Below are 16054 nucleotides of genomic sequence, written 5' to 3'. Positions count from 1 at the left end.
AAGCCGGCGGTATTCGCCGCTACAGCGAGCAATATGACATGCTGACCAGCACCCAGGAGTCGACCTCGCTGATCCCGGACGCCATCGGCCACAACATCACCCTGGCCAACAACGATACCCTGACCGGCATCGATGACTGGCGGCCGAGCAAGCATCTGGATCGCAGCCTGACGGCGCACGGCATCGACAAGGTGATAAGCTCGATGGCGGAACAAAAGCCGTGGGAGGCGAAGGCCAATGCCTGAAGGGCGTCGCTTGCGGCGGGCGCTGGCGATAGCCTTACTGGCGCTGGTCGCGGTGACCGGTTTACTGATGATGGCTAAGGAGCAACAGATGGGGCAGGAGATTTCGCCGTTTGACGGCCGCAGCAATCTGGCGCTGGCTCAGGCGGTGGCGCGCGGTGATACGCAGGGTATCCATGCGCAGGCCACGCAGGATCGTTTGCGCGAGCGGGGCGATCGGCAGGTCACGCTGTTGCAGTGGGCGGTGCTTTCGCAGCAGCCGGATAGCGTGCAGGCGTTGCTGGATCTCGGTGCCGACCCGGCGGCGGCGGGGCTGGACGGCAACAGCGCGCTGCACACCGCGGCGATGCTGCAAGACGCGCAGTACCTGCGGCTTTTGCTGGCCGAAGGGGCGCAGGTGAACGTGCGTAATGCCGTTACCGGCGCCACGCCGCTTGCGGCGGCGGTGCTGGCCGGGCGTGAAGAGCAACTGCGGCTGTTGCTGGCGGCCGGGGCGGACACCACCTTGAGCGATCGGCTGGGGGATACCCCGCTGCATCTGGCGGCGAAGATTAACGCGCCGCACCTGGCGCTGTTGCTGTTGCAGGCCGGGGCCGATGCCCGGGCGCGCAACCAGCAGGGCGTCGCGTTCCAGTTTTACTTCTCGCAAACGCCGGCGCATTTGCAGAATGACGAACTGAAGGCACAGTTCCGCGAACTGGATAAATGGCTGCAGGGGCACCGTCTGGCCACGCACTACGCGCAGCCGTAAACGCCCATAAAAAAACCGCCTGTACAGGCGGTTTTTTCTTAGGCAGCGGGGGTTATTCCGCGTCGCCGGCCGGTTTGGCCTTCGCCTGACGGCGTTTGCCGACGTTTTTGGCGTCACGGTGGCGCACTTTCACCTTGGCCTTTTCTTTGTTCTTCGCTTTATCTTCCGCGCGTTTGGCCAGCACTTTCTTCGATGGCTTGCCGTTGCTCTTCTCGTTCGGCACCTTGGTTTTCGGCCGCAGCTCATCGATCACGCGCGCTTTCAGCGGCTCATTCAGGTAACGGCCCACTTTGCCCAGCAGCAGATGGTCGTGCGCTTCCACCAGCGAAATGGCGGTGCCTTTGCGCCCGGCGCGGCCGGTACGGCCGATGCGGTGCAGGTAGGTGTCCGCCGTGCGCGGCATGTCGAAGTTGAACACGTGGGTGATATCGAGGATATCCAGACCGCGTGCGGCAACGTCGGTGGCGACCAGCACGTTAACCCGGCCATCCATCATGCGTTTGACCGCTTCGTTGCGTTTGGCCTGCACCATTTCGCCTTCGAGATAGCAGGTGTTGATGCCTGCTTCGCGCAGCCAGGTGGCCAGCTCGTGCACGCGCTCGCGTTTGCGCACGAAGATCACCGATTTCTGCACGTCCGGCTGCTTCAGCAGGTGGATCAGCAGCGCGGTTTTGTGCTGCACGTCATCGGCACGGTAATACCACTGCAGGATCTTTTTGCGTTCGCGGCGCGACGGATCGGCTTCCACTTCCACCGGCTCTTTCAGGATGCGCTCGGCGAATTCGCGGATCGCTTCGCCTTCCAGCGTGGCGGAGAACAGCAGCGTCTGGTTGCGCCAGCGGGTTTCGGCGGAGATGGTTTCGATGTCCTGCGCGAAGCCCATATCGAGCATGCGGTCGGCTTCGTCGAGGATCAGGGTTTCCACCGCGCGGCAGTCGAAGTTCTCTTCTTTAATGTATTGCAGCAAACGGCCGGTGGTGGCAACCACCACGTCCTGGTTTTCACTGAACACTTCCGCGTGGTTCATGTAAGCGACGCCGCCGGTGATGGTGGCGATATCCAGCGAGGTATGAGCAGCCAATTCACGCGCCTGATCGGCGACCTGCATCGCCAGTTCACGCGTTGGCGTCAGGATCAGTACGCGCGGCGGGCCGGATTTTTTGCGTGGAAAGTCCAGCAGGTGCTGCAACACGGGCAGCAGGAAGGCGGCGGTTTTGCCGGTGCCGGTCGGAGCCGAACCTAAGACGTCGCGCCCGTCCATCGCCGGCGGGATCGCAGCGGCCTGAATGGCGGTGGGGCGATCGTAGCCTTTGTCGCGCAGCGCGTCGATCAGGCGATCATCGAGTTCGAGTTCGGAAAAAGTGGTTGCTGTCATGGTCTACCTCTACTTGGGGCGCCGATTATAGACGGGTTGGCCGCGATCTTCACCTATTTAAGCGGAAAGCCGCTCTTTTCCCGTCGATCAGATTGCCTTATGCTACGCCAGTTTTATAGCCAGGTGGTGAGTGTGAGCAAGCGATCGAAAGCCGATTTTACCCCGCGCCGCGGGGGTTTTACCTTTAAACAATTCTTTGTCGCCCACGATCGTTGCGCCATGAAAGTGGGCACCGACGGGGTGCTGCTCGGCGCCTGGGCGCCGCTGGGGCAGGCGCGCCGGGTGCTGGACATCGGCAGCGGCAGCGGGCTGATCGCGCTGATGCTGGCGCAGCGCAGCGGCGACGAAGTGACCATTGACGCGGTGGAGCTGGATGAAGCCGCCGCCGGCCAGGCGCGCGAAAACGCGGCGGAATCGCCGTGGCCGCAGCGGGTCCGCGTGCATGCGCAGGATATTCACCATTATGCGCAGCAGCATGCCGCTGAGTATGATCTGATCGTCAGTAATCCGCCTTATTTCGAGCCGGCGGTGGCCTGCCGCGACCAGGCGCGCCACAACGCGCGCTACACCGAAACCCTGACGCACGATGCGCTGTTGGCCTGTGCGGCACAGCTGCTGGCGGAACAGGGAACGTTCTGCGTGGTGCTGCCGCATGACATCGGCGCCGAATTCGAACGTCTGGCGCAGCAAAGCGGCTGGCAGACGGCGGCGAAAGTGAACGTCAGCGATCGGGCCGATACGCCGCTGCATCGGGTGCTGCTGGCGCTGACGCGGCGGGAAACGCCGCTGCGGGAGCAGGCGCTGGCGATCAAACAGGCCGATGGCAGCTACACCGACGATTTCCGCCGGTTGATCGCCGACTTCTACCTGTTCTACTGAAAAGAAAAGGGCGCCGATTAGGCGCCCTGTCGCAGAGTTTAAGGCTGCAAAATGGTCGGCAGCGCTTCCGGCAGCATATCCGGATAGTCCAGCGTGTAGTGCAGGCCGCGGCTCTCTTTGCGCGCCATGGCGCTGCGCACGATAAGCTCGGCCACCTGCACCAGATTGCGCAGCTCCAGCAGGTTGTTGGAGATGCGGAAGTGAGCGTAGTACTCGTCGATTTCCGCCTGCAGCGTGTTTATGCGGCGCAGGGCGCGCTCCAGCCGCTTGGTGGTGCGCACGATGCCGACGTAATCCCACATGAACAGCCGCAGCTCGTGCCAGTTGTGCTGAATCACCACCCGTTCGTCCGCATCGTCCACCCGGCTTTCATCCCAGTGCGGCACCTGTTTGGCCTGCTGAATGAACGGCAGGCGCTGCAGAATGTCTTCCGCCGCCGACCAACCGTACACCAGGCACTCCAGCAGCGAATTCGACGCCATGCGGTTGGCGCCGTGCAGGCCGGTATAGCTGACCTCGCCGATGGCGTACAGCCCGTCGAGATCGGTGCGGCCGTGCTGATCGACCATCACGCCGCCGCAGGTGTAGTGCGCCGCCGGGACGATCGGGATCGGTTGCCGAGTCAGATCGAAGCCCAGCGTCAGCAGCTTCTCGTGGATCATCGGGAAGTGCTGGGTGATGAACTCCGCCGGCTTGTGGCTGATGTCCAGGTACATGCAGTCGGCGCCCAGGCGCTTCATTTCATGGTCGATGGCGCGGGCGACGATATCGCGCGGGGCCAGTTCGCCGCGCGGGTCAAAATCCGGCATAAAGCGGCTGCCGTCCGGGCGTTTCAGATAAGCCCCTTCGCCGCGCAGCGCTTCGGTCAGCAGGAAGTTGCGCGCCTGAGGATGGAACAGGCAGGTCGGGTGGAACTGGTTGAACTCCAGGTTGGCGACCCGGCAGCCGGCGCGCCAGGCCATGGCGATGCCGTCGCCGGAGGAGATGTCCGGGTTGGTGGTGTATTGGTATACCTTGGCTGCGCCGCCGGTGGCCAACACCACCGTTTTGGCGCGGTAGGTTTCCACCCGCTCCAGCTCGCGGTTCCAGACGTAAGCGCCCACCACTCGGCGGGTGCCCGGCAGGCCGATTTTGTTCGAGGTAATCAGGTCAACCGCGTTGCAGCGCTCCATCACGCAAATATTGGGGTGAGCGCTTGCTTTCCCCACCAGCGTGGTCTCTACTTCCTTACCGGTAGCGTCCGCGGCGTGCAGAATGCGGCGATGGCTGTGGCCGCCTTCGCGCGTGAGGTGATAATGCTCCTCGCCCTGCGCGTTGACCTCGGTGTCGAACAGCACGCCCTGATCGATCAGCCACTGCACGCAGTGGCGCGCGTTGCCTGCGATGAATTCGACGGCCTCTTTGTCGCATAGGCCGGCGCCGGCAATCAAAGTGTCATCAACGTGTGAGGCAATGCTGTCCGTCTCATCGAACACCGCGGCGATCCCGCCCTGGGCGTAAAAGGTGGCGCCCTCGCTGAGCGGCCCCTTGCTGAGAACGGTAACCTTGCAATGCTGCGCCAGGCGCAGCGCCAGTGACAGGCCCGCAGCGCCGCTGCCGACGATCAGTACATCGCTAACATGTTCAGATGATGGTTGCATAACGTATGATGTGTGCAGAAGAAGAGTGAATTTCATGTTAGCCTAACTGTCCGGGCAAAAGCCACGGATAGGGCGACATCAACAGAAAAAACAATGGCGATATGGAACTTCGTGTTCTATATGAACTCCAAGCGAGTGCTTGCTCAGGAAAATAATGTATGGCTGGCAGTACAATTTTACGCGTGGAGACGGATTTGGGGAGAGTTTACCTCGGATGAGCGAGCAGTTAACGGATCAAGTTCTGGTCGAGCGGGTCCAAAAGGGCGATCAGAAATCGTTTAACCTACTGGTAGTGCGCTATCAGCATAAGGTGGCGAGTCTCGTTTCCCGCTATGTGCCGCAGGGCGATGTGCCCGATGTGGTGCAGGAGTCGTTTATCAAGGCCTATCGCGCACTGGAATCGTTCCGTGGCGACAGCGCTTTTTATACCTGGTTGTATCGAATCGCCGTGAACACGGCAAAGAATTATCTGGTTGCTCAGGGGCGCCGTCCGCCATCCAGTGATGTGGACGCCAACGATGCGGAAAATTACGAAAGTGCGGGCGCACTGAAAGAAATTTCGAACCCTGAGAACTTAATGTTGTCAGAAGAGCTGAGACAGATAGTTTTCCGTACCATTGAGTCGCTCCCTGAGGATCTTCGCATGGCGATTACCCTGCGGGAGTTGGATGGTCTAAGCTACGAAGAGATAGCTGCCATCATGGATTGCCCGGTCGGAACCGTACGTTCGCGTATTTTCCGCGCCCGGGAAGCTATCGATAATAAAGTTCAACCGCTGATCCAGCGTTAGCAATGGCGGGCACAGGAAGGGTACTTAGGCATGCAGAAAGAAAAGCTTTCCGCTCTGATGGATGGTGAATCGTTCGACAGCGAGCTGTTGAGTTCTCTGTCGCAAGATCGAACGCTTCAACAAAGCTGGCAGAGCTATCACCTGATACGTGACACACTGCGAGGTGATGTCGGGCAAGTGATGCATCTCGACATCGCCGATCGCGTAGCCGCTGCACTTGAGAAAGAACCCGCCCGGCTGGTGCCTTCCGCCGTTCAGGAATCTCAGCCGCAGCCTCACACCTGGCAGAAAATGCCGTTCTGGGACAAAGTGCGTCCTTGGGCGAGCCAGATTACGCAAATCGGTATGGCGGCCTGCGTGTCGCTGGCGGTGATCGTCGGCGTACAGCACTATAACCAACCTGCTGCGTCATCGAACGCGTCCGAATCGCCGGCCTTCACCACGCTGCCGATCATGGGCCAGGCCTCACCGGTCAGCCTGGGCGTCCCGGCCGACAGCTTCTCCACCGGCAGCGGCCAACAGCAGCAGGTGCAGGAACAGCGCAAGCGTATCAACGCCATGCTGCAGGACTATGAACTGCAACGTCGCCTGCATTCGGATCAGCTGCAGCTTGAACAAAGCAACCCGCAACAGGCTGCCATTCAGGTTCCCGGAACTCAGTCTTTAGGAATGCAACAGCAGTAATGAAGCAAATCTGGTTCTCCGTTTGTTTATTGACGGGCAGCCTGCTCTATTCCAGCATCGCCCCGGCGCAGCCAACTGCGTCCGGGGCGTTATTGCAACAGATGAGCAGCGCCAGCCGTTCTCTCAATTACGAGCTCGCCTACATCAGCATCAGCAAGCAGGGAATCGAGTCGTTGCGCTATCGCCATGCGGTGATCGGCAACGTGCCGCTCGGCCAGCTGTTGCATATGGACGGCCCGCGCCGCGAAGTATTGCAGCGCGGCGGCGGGATCAGCTACTTCGAGCCTGGTCTGGAGCCGTTCACGCTCACCGGCGATCACATCGTCGATGCGCTGCCGGCGATCGTCTATGCCGATTTCACCCGTCTGGCCAAGTACTACGACTTCATCTCCGTGGGCAGCACCCGCATCGCCGATCGGCCGTGTGAAGTGCTGCGCGTGGTGGCGCGCGACGGTTCCCGCTACAGCTACATCGTCTGGATGGACGAGGACACCAAGCTGCCGCTGCGGGTGGATCTGCTCGACCGCGACGGCGAAACGCTGGAGCAATATCGGGTGATCTCCTTCGCGGTCGGCGCCGACGTGCAGGGCGCGATGCAGGGGCTGCTCAAGGCCAACCTGCCACCGCTGTTGTCGCTGCCGGCGGTGGAGAACGTCCAGCTCAGCTGGAGCACCGGCTGGCTGCCGGCCGGGGTGGACGAGGTGGCGCGCAATCGCCGCAAATTACCGAACGTTGCCGTGCCGGTCGAATCCCGGCTTTACAGCGACGGTCTGTTCAGCTTCTCGGTCAACGTCAGCCCGGCGGGCAGCGGAGCCGGGCAGCAATACTACCGTCAGGGGCGCCGTACCATTCAGACCGAAGTGCGCGCGGGTAACGAAATCACTATCGTGGGCGAATTGCCGCCGGCTACGGCCAAACGCATCGCCGACAGCATTTCTTTCAAGGTATCGCCGTAATGATGAAAGAGTGGGCCACGGTGGTTTCGTGGCAACAGGGCGTAGCGCTGCTGCGCTGTGAACCCAAGGCCGGTTGCGGCAGCTGTACCGCGCGCTCCGGCTGCGGCGCGCGCGCGTTGAACGAGCTGGTGCCGGAAACCGAGCATCAGCTGCAGGTGCATATCGATCAGCCGCTCGAACCGGGGCAGCGTGTCGAGGTCGGCATTGCGGAAGGCAGCCTGCTGCGCTCCGCCATGCTGGTTTACCTGACGCCGCTGCTGGGCATGATGCTGGGCGGCACGTTGCTGCAATATTGTTTCGGCAGCGACGCCTCGGCGGCCGTCGGCGCCGTACTGGGCGGCGCGGCGGCCTTTATGCTGGCGCGCCGGTTGGCCCGGCGTCTGGGTGAGCAGGCCGATTATCAGCCGGTGGTGCTGCAGATTGGGTTGCCGCCTACCGCGATGCGCATGCAGGCGGAAAATTCCCCGCTGATTTAAACCGGCGGCCGCGTCATCGCCGGGTTGTGATAGGCGGGGATGCGGTTGTGGATCATATGCTCCAGCAGCGCGATGAACAGATCGGCGCTGAGCAGCGAATCGTAGTTAATCGCGAACAGCACATTTCCCTGGCCGTCGAGCAAGCGGATGCCGCGCTGCGGATGGTTTTCCACCGCGCGGATCTGCTCGATCGGCACGTTGCCCCGTTCCGTGGTCAGCAGGGTGGCGCTCAGCCGCAGCGTTTCGGTCGGCGTGCCTTGCCGCTTGCCGAGCAGCAACTGCCACAGCCAGCGCGCATCGCCCTCAACGGTGTGAAACGACACCGTCTCCCCCTGATAGAGCGCATTCAGCGCCAGCGGCCCGCGCTGCTGCAGCTGTTGGTCGACGATCACGTCCGCCAGCCGCCACGAATGGGCGACGTTGCTGAAAACCGTACACCAGGGCTGATCCGCGCCGGCGCGGAACGCCGTGACGTCAAACAGCCCGCCAAAAGCTTTGCCGCCGTGAAAGCGATAGATGTCGCCGATCTTCTCAAACGGGATGAAGCGCTCTTTGTGATGGTGGCCGTCAAAGACCCGCACGCCGTGCTCGTACAGGCGATAGGTCAGCGTCGGGCGCAGATAGTGCCGCAGCGCCAGCAGCGTACAGCCGAGTAAAACCGTGCCCGCGCCGGCCTGCAACAGCGTGATGACTTCACTCTCATCAATGCTGCTCAGCAGCGGCAGCACCAACAGCGCGGCTCCCACGCTAAACAGCAGCGCCGCCGCCGCCAGAATGCCCCAGTTGACCTTCGAAAAATCGTGCCGGCTCAGCATTTGCCCTTTATCGATCATATGCACCTTCCAATCAACGTACGCAGATATGCTGCTGAACCCCGGTGGGCTGCCGATGTAGTGCCCGGAATAATGTTTTGTCGCGGAGTTCATGCCCTTTCTATCCGAGGGGCGGTGGTGGCGTATATGGGGTTTTTCCTAAAGGCAGAGGGGCGAAATGGAATTCTAAGAGGTTGATCCAAATATTCTTTTCTTATAATTTCGGAGAGGGTTTATTGCGCTGCGGCCGGTTATGTATTAGCGCCGGAGTTTGACGGCCACGGAGCACCTGCAAGCCTTGGGTTCAGGCCGTATCGTCCGCGTTAACATCTGTTTTCACCCGCCGGGGTGCCCTGTAACATTTAGCTGCGCATAATAGAATGCCTTCACTGCACCGATCGCTAGGTTTTCAGTGGTGTGGCATGTAGAATGCAGCGATTCAGGTGCAAGACGGCCTAACCCATTCACTGTCGCTTTAGGTCCATGCGGGTTTCTATAGGCGAGTAATTCAGAAATACCAAGGCAGAAAAACTTTTATAATGAAGCATATACGAAATTTCTCCATTATTGCCCATATTGACCACGGTAAGTCGACGCTGTCTGACCGCATTATCCAAATCTGCGGTGGCTTGTCCGACCGTGAAATGGCCGCGCAGGTGCTCGATTCCATGGATCTGGAGCGCGAGCGCGGCATCACCATCAAAGCGCAGAGCGTGACGCTGGATTATAAGGCGCTGGATGGGCAGACCTATCAACTCAACTTTATCGACACCCCCGGCCACGTTGACTTCTCCTATGAAGTTTCCCGCTCGCTGGCGGCCTGCGAAGGCGCGCTGCTGGTGGTGGACGCCGGTCAAGGCGTAGAAGCCCAGACGCTGGCCAACTGCTACACCGCGATCGAAATGGATCTGGAAGTGGTGCCGGTACTGAACAAGATTGACCTGCCGGCCGCCGATCCGGATCGCGCCGCACAGGAAATCGAAGACATCGTCGGCATCGACGCTACCGATGCGGTGCGCTGCTCGGCCAAAACCGGCGTCGGCGTGCCCGACGTGCTGGAGCGCCTGGTGCGCGATATCCCGCCGCCGCAGGGCGATCCGGATGCGCCGCTGCAGGCGCTGATCATCGACTCCTGGTTCGATAACTACCTGGGCGTCGTGTCTCTGGTGCGCGTCAAGAACGGCACGCTGCGCAAGGGCGACAAGATCAAGGTCATGAGCACCGGCCAGGTGTACAACGCCGATCGCCTGGGCATCTTCACGCCGAAGCAGGTCGATCGCGACGTGCTGAACTGCGGCGAAGTGGGCTGGCTGGTCTGCGCGATCAAAGACATCCTCGGCGCGCCGGTGGGCGATACCCTGACGCAGGCGCGTCAGCCGGCGGATAAAGCGCTGCCGGGCTTCAAGAAAGTGAAGCCGCAGGTGTACGCCGGTCTGTTCCCGATCAGCTCCGACGACTATGAATCCTTCCGCGATGCGCTGGGCAAACTGAGCCTCAACGACGCCTCCCTGTTCTACGAGCCGGAAAGCTCCACCGCGCTGGGCTTCGGCTTCCGCTGCGGCTTCCTCGGCCTGCTGCACATGGAGATCATTCAGGAGCGTCTGGAGCGTGAATACGATCTGGATCTGATCACTACCGCGCCGACGGTCGTCTACGAAGTGGAAACCACCGGCAAAGAAGTGATCTACGTCGACAGCCCGTCCAAGCTGCCGCCGTTGAACAACATCCAGGAACTGCGCGAGCCGATCGCCGAATGTCACATGCTGATGCCGCAGGAATACCTGGGCAACGTCATCACCCTGTGCGTTGAGAAGCGCGGCGTGCAGACCAACATGGTCTACCACGGCAACCAGGTGGCGTTGACCTATGAAATCCCGATGGCGGAAGTGGTGCTCGACTTCTTCGACCGCCTGAAGTCCACGTCGCGCGGTTATGCGTCGCTGGATTACAACTTCAAGCGCTTCCAGGCTTCCGACATGGTGCGCGTGGACGTGCTGATCAACAACGAGCGCGTGGATGCGCTGGCGCTGATCACCCACCGCGACAACTCGCAGTATCGCGGCCGTGAACTGGTGGAGAAGATGAAAGATCTGATCCCGCGTCAGCAGTTCGACATCGCGATTCAGGCGGCGATCGGCACGCACATCATCGCGCGTTCCACCGTGAAGCAGTTGCGTAAAAACGTGCTGGCGAAATGCTACGGCGGTGACGTCAGCCGTAAGAAAAAGCTGCTGCAGAAACAGAAAGACGGTAAGAAACGCATGAAGCAGGTCGGCAACGTCGAGCTGCCGCAGGAAGCGTTCCTGGCCATTCTGCACGTCGGTAAAGACGGCAAGTAACCGCGACGAGTTCGCGAAACGAGGGAGTTTGCATGGCGAATATGTTTGCCCTGATCCTGGCGTTGGCCACCCTGGTCACCGGGATCATCTGGTGCTTCGAGCGCTTTAAATGGGCGCCGGCCCGCCGCGCGAAGATCGCGGCGGTCAACGAGCAGACCGCGGGCGCCGTAGACGATAAAACGCTGGCGAAAGTGGCGAAGCAGCCTGGTTGGGTAGAGACTGGCGCATCGGTGTTCCCGGTGCTGTTGCTGGTCTTTGTGGTGCGTTCGTTTATTTACGAACCGTTCCAGATCCCGTCCGGCTCAATGATGCCGACGCTGTTGATTGGCGATTTCATTCTGGTGGAGAAATATGCCTACGGCATTAAAGATCCGATTACCCAGACCACGCTCATTGAAACCGGCCATCCGAAGCGCGGCGATATTGCGGTATTTAAATATCCGCTGGATCCGAAGCTCGATTATATCAAGCGCGTAATTGGCCTGCCGGGCGATCGTATTACTTACGATCCGGTGAATAAGCGCGTTACGGTGCAGCCGTCCTGCAACAGCGGGCAGTCCTGCGATACCGCGCTGGCGGTGACCTACGCGGACGCCCAGCCGAGCGACTTCGTGCAGCTGTTCAGCCGCAGCGGCATGGGCGAGGCCAGCAACGGCTTCTACCAAATCCCGCTGAACGACAACGTGCCGCAGGGCGGCATTCGTCTGCGCGAGCGTCAGGAGAGCCTGGGCAACGTGACCCACCGCATCCTGACCGTGCCGGGCACGCAGGATCAGGTAGGCGCTTACTACCAACAGCCGGGCAAACCGCTGGCGGAGTGGGTGGTGCCGGCCGGGCATTACTTCATGATGGGCGACAACCGCGACAACAGCGCGGACAGCCGCTACTGGGGCTTTGTGCCGGAGAAAAATCTGGTGGGTAAAGCCACGGCCATCTGGATGAGCTTTGAAAAGCAGGAAGGTGAGTGGCCTACCGGCGTGCGTTTCAGCCGGATCGGCGGCATTCATTAATCGCTGACTTATTCTCTGTCTATTTCACGCCGCAGCCTACTGCGGCGTGAAAGATTAAGGGGATATAAACACAGCATTATGTTTCCACTCGTTGTAGAATACTTTCTCGAGCGATAAAAAGTTGGCTCCTGCTGGGAGCCACTGCAAACGAAACAGCTTTGGATCGGCTTTCGGCGAAGCAGGCCTGTTCCGTATGCTGCAAGTTTTTGACGCATTCTTGATCTATTGGTAACTCATGAACCCCATCGTAATAAACAGGCTGCAGCGGAAGCTGGGCTACACTTTTCAACAGCAGGAGCTTTTACTGCAGGCTTTGACTCACCGCAGCGCCAGCAGTAAACACAATGAACGTCTTGAGTTTCTGGGTGACTCTATTCTGAGCTTTGTCATCGCCAATGCGCTCTATCACCGCTTTCCTCGCGTAGACGAGGGCGATATGAGCCGCATGCGTGCCACGCTGGTGCGCGGCAACACGCTGGCGGAGATGGCGCGCGAGTTTGACCTGGGCGAATGTCTGCGGCTGGGGCCGGGTGAATTGAAAAGTGGTGGGTTCCGCCGCGAGTCAATCCTGGCGGATACGGTGGAGGCATTGATCGGCGGCGTGTTCCTGGACAGCGACATCCAGACCGTCGAGCGTCTGATTTTGGACTGGTATCGCAGCCGGTTGGACGAAATCAGCCCCGGTGATAAGCAGAAAGACCCGAAAACCCGTTTGCAGGAGTTTTTGCAGGGGCGTCATCTGCCGTTGCCTTCTTATTTGGTGGTGCAGGTTCGCGGTGAAGCGCACGACCAAGAGTTTACCATCCACTGCCAGGTGAGTGGTTTGAGCGAGCCCGTGGTGGGCACCGGCTCGAGCCGCCGTAAAGCCGAGCAGGCGGCAGCGGAACAAGCGCTGAAAAAGCTGGAGCTTGAATGAGCGAAGTAAAACAACACTGCGGGTTTATCGCCATCGTCGGCCGCCCGAACGTGGGCAAATCGACGTTGCTGAACCAACTGCTGGGGCAGAAGGTTTCCATTACGTCGCGTAAGCCGCAGACGACCCGTCACCGCATCATGGGCATCGACACCGATGGCGCCTATCAGGCGATCTACGTCGACACCCCAGGGCTGCACATCGAAGAAAAACGCGCCATCAACCGCTTGATGAACCGCGCGGCCAGCAGCTCGATCGGCGACGTCGAACTGGTGATCTTCGTGGTCGAAGGCACCAACTGGACCGCCGACGACGAAATGGTGGTCAACAAGCTGCGCAGCCTGCGCTGCCCGGTATTGCTGGCGATCAACAAGGTTGATAACGTCACCGACAAATCCAAGCTGTTGCCGCACATCGCGTTCCTCAGCCAGCAGATGAACTTCCTCGACGTGGTGCCTATCTCCGCCGAGAAAGGGATGAACGTCGACACCATCGCCGGCATCGTGCGCAAGCTGCTGCCGGAAGCGGAACACCACTTCCCGGAAGACTACATCACCGATCGCTCGCAGCGCTTTATGGCGTCCGAGATCATCCGCGAGAAGCTGATGCGTTTCCTGGGCGAAGAGCTGCCGTATTCGGTGACGGTGGAAATCGAACAGTTCGTGGCTAACGATCGCGGCGGCTACGATGTGCACGGCCTGATCCTGGTCGAGCGCGAAGGCCAGAAGAAAATGGTCATCGGCAACAAAGGCGCCAAGATCAAAACCATCGGCATCGAAGCGCGCCAGGACATGGAACAGATGTTCGACGCCAAAGTGCATCTCGAGCTGTGGGTGAAAGTGAAATCCGGTTGGGCGGACGACGAACGTGCGCTGCGCAGCCTGGGCTATGTTGACGATCTGAAGTAACGATCCGTGGACGGCTGGGAGCGCGCTTTCGTCCTGCATGGGCGGCCGTACAGTGAAACCAGTCTGATGCTGGAGCTGTTTACCGAAGGTCATGGGCGGGTGCGCTTGCTGGCGAAAGGCGCGCGCAGCCGCCGCTCCAATCTGAAGGGTTGCCTGCAACCCTTTACCCCCCTGTTAGTGCGCTGGGGCGGCCGCGGCGAAGTGAAAACGCTGCGCAACGCCGAAGCGGTCTCCCTCGGTTTACCCCTCAGCGGCATGATGCTTTACAGCGGCCTGTACGTGAACGAACTGCTGGCGCGCGTGCTGGAGCAGGAAACCAACTATTCGGTATTGTTCTTCGACTATCTGCAATGCCTGCAGGCGCTGGCGGCGGAAGACAGCTCGCCGGAACAGGCGCTGCGTCAGTTCGAACTGGCCTTGCTGCATCACCTGGGCTACGGCCTCGATTTCCTGCACTGCGCCGGCAGCGGCCTGCCGGTGGATGATGCCATGACCTATCGTTACCGCGAAGAGAAAGGCTTTATCGCCAGCCTGGTGGTGGATCACTACAGCTTCACCGGGCGCGAACTGCGCGCGCTGGCGGAGCGGCAGTTTCCCGATGCCGAGACGCTGCGCGCCGCCAAGCGTTTCACCCGTATGGCGCTGAAACCCTACCTCGGCGGCAAGCCGTTGAAGAGCCGCGAACTGTTCCGCCAGTTCGTGCGCAAACAGCCGAATACGCCGGTCGACGACGCCTGACCTTTTCCCCTTTTGCCGCCCTGCGCCCGCGTGTAAACTGCTGGCACTGAAAATCGTATTTAGAGGTTGTCATGGCTGATTTGCTGCTGGGCGTCAATATCGATCACATCGCCACGTTACGTAACGCGCGCGGAACCCAATACCCGGATCCGGTTCAGGCGGCATTCATTGCCGAACAGGCGGGGGCCGACGGCATTACCGTGCATCTGCGCGAAGACCGCCGCCACATCACCGACCGCGACGTGCGCCTGCTGCGCCAGACCATCCAGACGCGCATGAATCTGGAGATGGCGGTGACCGACGAGATGCTGGACATCGCCATTGAGCTGAAGCCGCACTTCTGCTGCCTGGTGCCGGAAAAGCGTGAAGAAGTGACCACCGAAGGCGGCCTGGACGTCGCCGGCCAGCTGGACAAAATGAGCGTGGCGGTTGAGCGCCTGGCGCAGGCGGGCATTTTGGTCTCGTTGTTCATCGATCCCGATCATCGCCAGATCGACGCGGCGGTGGCGGTGGGCGCTCCTTATATCGAGATTCACACCGGTGCCTATGCCGAAGCGCAGGGCGAGCTGGCAGTACAGGCCGAGCTGCGCCGCATCGCGGTAGCCGCCGCCTACGCGGCCGAGAAGGGGCTGAAGGTCAACGCCGGCCACGGCCTGACCTACCACAACGTGCAGCCAATTGCCGCGCTGCCGGAAATGCACGAGCTGAACATCGGCCATGCGATTATCGGCCAGGCGGTGATGTGCGGGCTGCCGGCCGCGGTTGCCGACATGAAAGTGCTGATGCGGGAAGCGCGTCGGTAATGGCGGTGCTCGGGCTGGGTACCGACATCGTCGAGATGGCGCGTATCGAAGCGGTGGTGGAGCGCAGCGGCGATCGTCTGGCACGCCGCGTGCTGAGCGACGCCGAGTGGGCGCTGTATCAGCAGCACCAGCAGCCGATTCGCTTTCTGGCCAAACGTTTCGCCGTGAAAGAGGCCGCCGCCAAGGCGTTCGGCACCGGCATTCGCAACGGCCTGGCGTTCAATCAGTTCGAAGTGTTCAACGATGCGTTGGGCAAGCCGAATATTCGTTTGCACGGCCGCGCCGCCGAGCTGGCCGGGGAGATGGGGGTCGCCGCGATCCACGTTTCGCTGGCCGACGAACGGCGCTACGCCTGCGCGACGGTGATCGTCGAAAGCTGAAAAGAGAAAGGGCGCCTGTGGCGCCCTTGTCAGTCCTGCGGCGGATTAAATGCGATCGGCGTGGTGCAACACCACGAACTTGTCCCACAGCTGTTCGTTGCTCTCGCGATGCTGCGGATCGGTGATGATGGTATTGTCGATCGGGCAAACCTGCTGACAGGTCGGCGTATCATAATGGCCGACGCACTCGGTGCAGCGATCGGTATCGATCTGATAAATCTCATCGCCCATCGAAATCGCCTGGTTCGGGCATTCCGGCTCGCACATGTCGCAGTTGATGCATTTCTTGGTAATCAGCAGTGCCATTGTCAGTTATCTTTCCATCGGTGTGCTCGGGCTGGCGCGCAATCTATCATAG

Annotated in this window: 17 protein-coding genes and 1 pseudogene; 14 read left to right on the top strand and 4 right to left on the bottom strand. The window is 60.6% G+C overall.

The window, feature by feature from the left end:
- Both AWX27_RS22285 and AWX27_RS22280 read left to right on the top strand, forming a co-directional pair.
- Positions 1-245 (top strand): annotated as a pseudogene (locus tag AWX27_RS22285) (phospholipase); the annotation flags it as partial.
- Positions 238-993, top strand: a complete 756-nt coding sequence (locus AWX27_RS22280; RefSeq protein ID WP_060425055.1) for an ankyrin repeat domain-containing protein — start codon at positions 238-240, stop codon at positions 991-993. The pseudogene AWX27_RS22285 and the gene AWX27_RS22280, both read left to right, overlap by 8 nt.
- Positions 994-1045: 52 nt before the next feature.
- Here AWX27_RS22280 and srmB read toward each other — a convergent pair whose 3' ends face one another.
- The gene (gene srmB, locus AWX27_RS22275; protein ID WP_016929798.1) at positions 1046-2368 is read right to left on the bottom strand and encodes an ATP-dependent RNA helicase SrmB; all 1323 of its coding nucleotides are present in this window, start codon (positions 2366-2368) and stop codon (positions 1046-1048) included.
- A gap of 99 nt (positions 2369-2467) precedes the next feature.
- Between srmB and AWX27_RS22270 the strand changes: the two genes are divergently transcribed.
- Positions 2468-3247: a tRNA(1)(Val) (adenine(37)-N(6))-methyltransferase TrmN gene (locus AWX27_RS22270; RefSeq protein ID WP_060425053.1), complete on the top strand. Its 780-nt coding sequence runs from the start codon at positions 2468-2470 to the stop codon at positions 3245-3247.
- A 38-nt stretch (positions 3248-3285) separates the two neighbouring features.
- On the opposite strand, the gene nadB is transcribed toward AWX27_RS22270, so the two are convergent.
- Positions 3286-4887 (bottom strand): L-aspartate oxidase, encoded by a 1602-nt coding sequence (gene nadB / locus AWX27_RS22265; protein ID WP_195892972.1) that lies wholly within the window; start codon positions 4885-4887, stop codon positions 3286-3288.
- A gap of 214 nt (positions 4888-5101) precedes the next feature.
- Here nadB and rpoE point away from each other — a divergent pair, with 214 nt between their 5' ends.
- From rpoE to rseC, 4 genes are read left to right on the top strand one after another with little or no spacing between them, the layout of a single operon-like run.
- Positions 5102-5677 carry an RNA polymerase sigma factor RpoE gene (gene rpoE, locus AWX27_RS22260; RefSeq protein ID WP_004929136.1) on the top strand — a complete coding sequence of 192 codons (576 nt, stop codon included), beginning with the start codon at positions 5102-5104 and terminating at the stop codon, positions 5675-5677.
- A 30-nt stretch (positions 5678-5707) separates the two neighbouring features.
- Entirely contained in the window at positions 5708-6361 is a 654-nt protein-coding gene (gene rseA / locus AWX27_RS22255; protein WP_049200771.1) for an anti-sigma-E factor RseA, read from the top strand.
- On the top strand, positions 6361-7317 hold the full coding sequence (gene rseB / locus AWX27_RS22250; RefSeq protein ID WP_025303948.1) for a sigma-E factor regulatory protein RseB: 957 nt from the start codon (positions 6361-6363) through the stop codon (positions 7315-7317). Before rseA ends, rseB begins: the two co-directional genes overlap by 1 nt.
- Positions 7317-7793 carry a SoxR-reducing system protein RseC gene (rseC, locus tag AWX27_RS22245; RefSeq protein WP_033635627.1) on the top strand — a complete coding sequence of 159 codons (477 nt, stop codon included), beginning with the start codon at positions 7317-7319 and terminating at the stop codon, positions 7791-7793. The genes rseB and rseC overlap by 1 nt, the downstream gene beginning before the upstream one ends.
- Here rseC and AWX27_RS22240 read toward each other — a convergent pair.
- Positions 7790-8626 carry a hypothetical protein gene (locus AWX27_RS22240; protein WP_060425048.1) on the bottom strand — a complete coding sequence of 279 codons (837 nt, stop codon included), beginning with the start codon at positions 8624-8626 and terminating at the stop codon, positions 7790-7792. The two genes, rseC and AWX27_RS22240, sit on opposite strands and share 4 nt — an antisense overlap.
- 518 nt (positions 8627-9144) lie before the next feature.
- On the opposite strand from AWX27_RS22240, the gene lepA reads away from it, so the two are divergent.
- The 7 genes from lepA to acpS all read left to right on the top strand — a co-directional run bounded on the left by lepA (position 9145) and on the right by acpS (position 15696).
- Complete coding sequence (gene lepA / locus AWX27_RS22235) at positions 9145-10944, top strand: translation elongation factor 4 (protein WP_033648940.1); 1800 nt, start codon at positions 9145-9147, stop codon at positions 10942-10944.
- A gap of 32 nt (positions 10945-10976) precedes the next feature.
- Complete coding sequence (lepB, locus tag AWX27_RS22230) at positions 10977-11954, top strand: signal peptidase I (protein WP_033644122.1); 978 nt, start codon at positions 10977-10979, stop codon at positions 11952-11954.
- Between the two features lie 235 nt (positions 11955-12189).
- Positions 12190-12870, top strand: coding sequence for a ribonuclease III (gene rnc / locus AWX27_RS22225; protein ID WP_004929158.1), 681 nt, complete (start codon positions 12190-12192; stop codon positions 12868-12870).
- Positions 12867-13775 (top strand): GTPase Era, encoded by a 909-nt coding sequence (gene era / locus AWX27_RS22220; RefSeq protein ID WP_004929162.1) that lies wholly within the window; start codon positions 12867-12869, stop codon positions 13773-13775. Before rnc ends, era begins: the two co-directional genes overlap by 4 nt.
- 6 nt (positions 13776-13781) lie before the next feature.
- Positions 13782-14513, top strand: a complete 732-nt coding sequence (gene recO / locus AWX27_RS22215) for a DNA repair protein RecO (protein ID WP_060425047.1) — start codon at positions 13782-13784, stop codon at positions 14511-14513.
- A 71-nt stretch (positions 14514-14584) separates the two neighbouring features.
- On the top strand, positions 14585-15316 hold the full coding sequence (gene pdxJ / locus AWX27_RS22210) for a pyridoxine 5'-phosphate synthase (protein WP_047730060.1): 732 nt from the start codon (positions 14585-14587) through the stop codon (positions 15314-15316).
- Positions 15316-15696, top strand: coding sequence for a holo-ACP synthase (gene acpS / locus AWX27_RS22205; protein ID WP_019452319.1), 381 nt, complete (start codon positions 15316-15318; stop codon positions 15694-15696). Before pdxJ ends, acpS begins: the two co-directional genes overlap by 1 nt.
- Before the next feature lie 45 nt (positions 15697-15741).
- Here the strand turns inward: acpS and AWX27_RS22200 are convergent, their stop codons facing one another.
- Positions 15742-16002, bottom strand: coding sequence for a YfhL family 4Fe-4S dicluster ferredoxin (locus AWX27_RS22200; RefSeq protein ID WP_025303942.1), 261 nt, complete (start codon positions 16000-16002; stop codon positions 15742-15744).
- Between the last annotated feature and the right edge of the window lie 52 nt (positions 16003-16054).

Origin of the sequence: Serratia sp. 2880STDY5682894, assembly GCF_001537385.1 — a bacterium.
In the GTDB taxonomy this organism is placed as follows: Bacteria; Pseudomonadota; Gammaproteobacteria; order Enterobacterales; family Enterobacteriaceae; genus Serratia; species Serratia nevei.
The sequence above is the reverse complement of the archived record's forward strand: the minus strand, read 5'-3'. Positions and strand labels throughout refer to the sequence as shown.